The organism is Roseinatronobacter sp. (assembly GCF_051859525.1).
In the GTDB taxonomy this organism is placed as follows: domain Bacteria; phylum Pseudomonadota; class Alphaproteobacteria; order Rhodobacterales; family Rhodobacteraceae; genus Roseinatronobacter.
In genome coordinates, this window is the sequence record NZ_JBHYFM010000045.1 from 1 (window position 1) to 3,701 (window position 3,701).

Genomic DNA, 3,701 nt, shown 5'->3' on the forward strand with positions numbered 1-3,701 from the left:
TAGGCGCGGAAGTCGCCGAAATACTTGGTGATCGCGGCCGTCAGCGTCGTCTTGCCGTGGTCAACATGCCCGATCGTACCGATGTTAACATGCGGTTTATTGCGTTCAAACTTTTGCTTTGCCATTTTTCGGCACCCTTTGTTGCTGAGCCGCAGACACGACCCCGATGTGACACGCGCGCCTGTTACTGAGTCAGGCGCGAAAAATCAAGCGCACATCGTCCGGAATTTGCGATTGCCGGACAGCACGCGTGCTAACTTCCGGAAACGGCAGCGCCTGCTGTTGCGCCGGACGCGGTGTCCGGCACCACATCGGGCGCGACCAGCGCGTCCGCATCTGTTGCCTGCGGGAACCATTCCGGTTTTGTCACCATCCAGCGTTCAATTGCGGCAACGGCATTTTCCGACAGGTTCTGCATCTGCTGTTCAGCCGATTGCGTCAACCCCGAACTGACCACGGTTTCCCCCGACAGGCTTTCCAGAACAGTGATTCGATGCGGCGTCTCGTTCAGTTTTGTCTGCGCCTCGTCATCCCAGATGGTCACACCGACAATCAGCACGGATTTGGGCGCAGCCACGATCGGAATGCCAGGCACGGCAAGCACATAGCCCTGAACCGCGACCGCCACATGATAGAACTTGTCGCCGTCATACCGCCCGAAACGGCGTTCGATCTCGGCGGTCAGCGCAGTTTGCCATTGTTCCGGATCAGCCCTGCGCGACGCGGGGCCAACAGTTGCATTATCGGCAACGACAATGGCATGGCCCAAGCGGAAATTGCCCAGCTCGCCACGTTCTTCGCCGAGTTGCGCGCCACTGGCGCAGGCCCCAAGCATTGCAACTGCGGCCAGCGCCCCCAATGCGCGCGATTTCAAACCGGAGAGTTCCATATTCCGCACCTTGTATCCATTTTTTCCTGACTTACCGCATTCGTGCTGATTGCGCAAATCGACGTGACGTCAGGTAAAGCGGTTGTCGCGCGGGAACCCGCGCGGCGCCATACGCCCCGCACTGGCGCGTTTGCCCAGCCATTCGCCCAGATCGGTTTCCAGACGCGTGCGCCCGGCAGGGTCTTTCCAGCTAAGACCGTTTTGCAAAACCAGCGTGGTCAGGTCGGAAAGGCCGCCATCCTTGTAGCTTTGCAACCTGACCCCTTTGCCGCGCGCCATTTCCGGCAAATCCTCCATGGGAAAGACCAGCAATTTGCGGTTCTCCCCGACGACCGCCAGATGGTCCCCTTCTATGAAACGGCACACATGGGCGCGCACACCAGCCTTCAGGTTCAGGATTTGCTTGCCACTGCGGGTCTGGGCAACGATTTCATCAGCGGGCACAACAAACCCGTCCCCCGCGCTGGAGGCAACGACAAGCCTGCCGCCAGCCCTGTGGGTGAACAGGTCAACGATTTCCGCCTCATTGGGCAAATCGACCATCAGGCGCACAGGTTCCCCCATGCCCCGCCCGCCGGGCAGGTTTGCGCCCATCAACGTGTAAAAGCGCCCGTTTGACCCGAACAGCACGATCTTGTCGGTGGTTTCCGCGTGAAAGGCGAACCGCGCATCGTCACCATCCTTGAACTTGAACGCCTGATCCAGCGCAACATGTCCTTTCATGGCGCGGATCCAGCCCATTTTCGAGCAGACAATGGTAATCGGCTCGCGTTCGATCATGGCTTCCAGGGGGACATCCTCGATCTCGCGGCCTTCGGCAAAATCGGTGCGGCGGCGGCCCAGATCGGTGGCCTTGCCGAACGCGCCCTGCACTTCGCGCAGTTGCGAGCTGATGCGCTTCCATTGCAACCGCTCGGACGCCAGCAGATCCTCAAGCCCCGCACGTTCACGCAACAATTCGTCACGTTCGCGCAGCAGTTCCATTTCTTCCAGACGCCGCAAGGATCGCAGGCGCATGTTCAGAATTGATTCGGCCTGCAATTCGGACAATTCACCTTCGCCCGCAGGCGGGGAAATATAATCTGCCTCGGATGTGGCGCGCGTGAATTCCCGCGCCCAGTGTTCGCGCATCAGCGCGGCGCGCGGCGCTTCGTCATAGCGGATAATATCGATCACGCGATCAAGGTTCAGAAAGGCAATGATAAACCCTTCCAGCACTTCCAGCCGGTGATCGATCTTGTCCAGACGGTGCTGGCTTCGGCGCTGCAACACATCGCGGCGGTGGTCCAGAAACGCGCGCAGCACCTCGCGCAGGCTGCACACTTTGGGCGTCAGCCCGTCGATCAGCACATTCATGTTCAGGCTGAAGCGGGTTTCCAGATCACTGTTCTTGAACAGCATCCCCATCATCAGATCTGCATCGACGCTGCGGCTTTTGGGTTCCAGAACAATGCGCACATCATCCGCCGATTCGTCCCGCACATCGGCCAGAAGGGGCACTTTGCGGGTCTGGATGACTTCGGCCAGTTTTTCGATCAAACGCGATTTCGGCACCTGAAACGGAATTTCCGTCACCACGACCTGCCACTGGCCGCGGCCCAGATCCTCGATCTGCCAGCGCGAGCGCAACCTGAACGACCCGCGGCCGGTTTGATAGGCCGCCAGTATGGACTCGCGCGGTTCGACCACCACACCACCCGTCGGAAAATCCGGTCCGGGGATCAGTTTCACCAGATCTTCATCCGGCAAATCGGGCGTGGCAATCATTGCCAGACACCCTTCGATCAGTTCATCCAGATTATGGGGAGGGATATTCGTGGCCATGCCGACCGCGATGCCACTGGCCCCGTTCGCCAGAAGGTTGGGAAAGGCCGCAGGCAGCACAACAGGTTCTTCCAGCGTGCCGTCATAATTGGGGCGGAAATCCACGGCGTTTTCAGACAGGCCTTCCAGCAGCGCCTCGGCGGCCTTGGTCATGCGCGCCTCGGTGTAGCGCGCGGCAGCCGGATTGTCGCCGTCAATATTGCCGAAATTCCCCTGACCGTCGACCAGCGGGTAGCGGACGTTGAAATCCTGCGCCAGCCGCGCCATCGCGTCATAGATGGCCGCGTCCCCGTGGGGGTGATAATTGCCCATCACATCGCCGGTAATCTTGGCCGATTTGCGAAAGCCCCCCGTGGGCGACAGTTTCAATTCGCGCATTGCGAACAGAATGCGCCGGTGCACGGGTTTCAACCCGTCACGCGCATCGGGCAATGCGCGGTGCATGATTGTGGACAGGGCGTATTGCAAATAGCGCGATCCCAGCGCGCGGCGCAGGGGTTCGGCTACGGGCGCGCTTGCGCTTGGGGGGATATCGTCATCTTGTGCCATACCCCCGCAATAGCCCCAAGTCTGGCACAGGTCCAGCCCCAGACGCGACAAGCCGCCTGTTCACACAAAGGTCGCTTGCACGCGCCGCAAAGGACAGTCTACCAATGGCCTGCACCTGCAACGGAGAGTTACCATGCGTCCTGTGCCCCTGATACTGCTATGCACTGTAATCGGCCTGCCCGCCGCAGCCGATACACGGTTACACGCGGTCACCCTGTCCACCGCCGGTCTGGCCCTGATCGAGGCACAGGCCAACGCAACACAGGACAACATCGTGCTGCCGGTGCGCCGCACGGATATTGACGATTTTCTGAAATCACTGCGCCTGTCGGGGGCGGGTGACGCGGTTCCCATGCTGACATTGTCCGGCCCTGCGGGGCTTGAAGGCAGCTTCGCCACCCTGCCCTTCGATATGGACGCGCTGCAAGACCTGCGCGCG

At 60.4% G+C, this 3,701-nt stretch carries 4 protein-coding genes; 1 reads left to right on the forward strand and 3 read right to left on the reverse strand.

All coding sequences use genetic code 11. The annotated features are described in order from the left end of the window. The 3 genes from ACTIE1_RS16580 to ACTIE1_RS16590 all read right to left on the reverse strand — a co-directional run. The coding region (locus ACTIE1_RS16580; protein WP_439563504.1) for a GTP-binding protein at positions 1 to 125 on the reverse strand (125 nt) is incomplete at its 3' end. A gap of 128 nt (positions 126 to 253) precedes the next feature. Then, positions 254 to 889 carry a hypothetical protein gene (locus ACTIE1_RS16585; RefSeq protein WP_439560703.1) on the reverse strand — a complete coding sequence of 212 codons (636 nt, stop codon included), beginning with the start codon at positions 887 to 889 and terminating at the stop codon, positions 254 to 256. Positions 890 to 958: 69 nt separating this feature from the next. Then, the gene (locus tag ACTIE1_RS16590) at positions 959 to 3,262 is read right to left on the reverse strand and encodes a DNA topoisomerase IV subunit A (protein ID WP_439560704.1); all 2,304 of its coding nucleotides are present in this window, start codon (positions 3,260 to 3,262) and stop codon (positions 959 to 961) included. Between the two features lie 133 nt (positions 3,263 to 3,395). Between ACTIE1_RS16590 and ACTIE1_RS16595 the strand changes: the two genes are divergently transcribed. Beyond that, positions 3,396 to 3,701 (forward strand): hypothetical protein (locus tag ACTIE1_RS16595; RefSeq protein WP_439563503.1); only part of this gene is annotated, 306 nt, incomplete at its 3' end.

Excerpts from the sequence above, each read along its gene's own strand:
- ACTIE1_RS16585 (WP_439560703.1), bottom strand. The coding sequence starts at position 889 with ATGGAACTCTCCGGTTTGAAATCGCGCGCATTGGGGGCGCTGGCCGCA.
- ACTIE1_RS16590 (WP_439560704.1), bottom strand. The coding sequence starts at position 3,262 with ATGGCACAAGATGACGATATCCCCCCAAGCGCAAGCGCGCCCGTAGCC.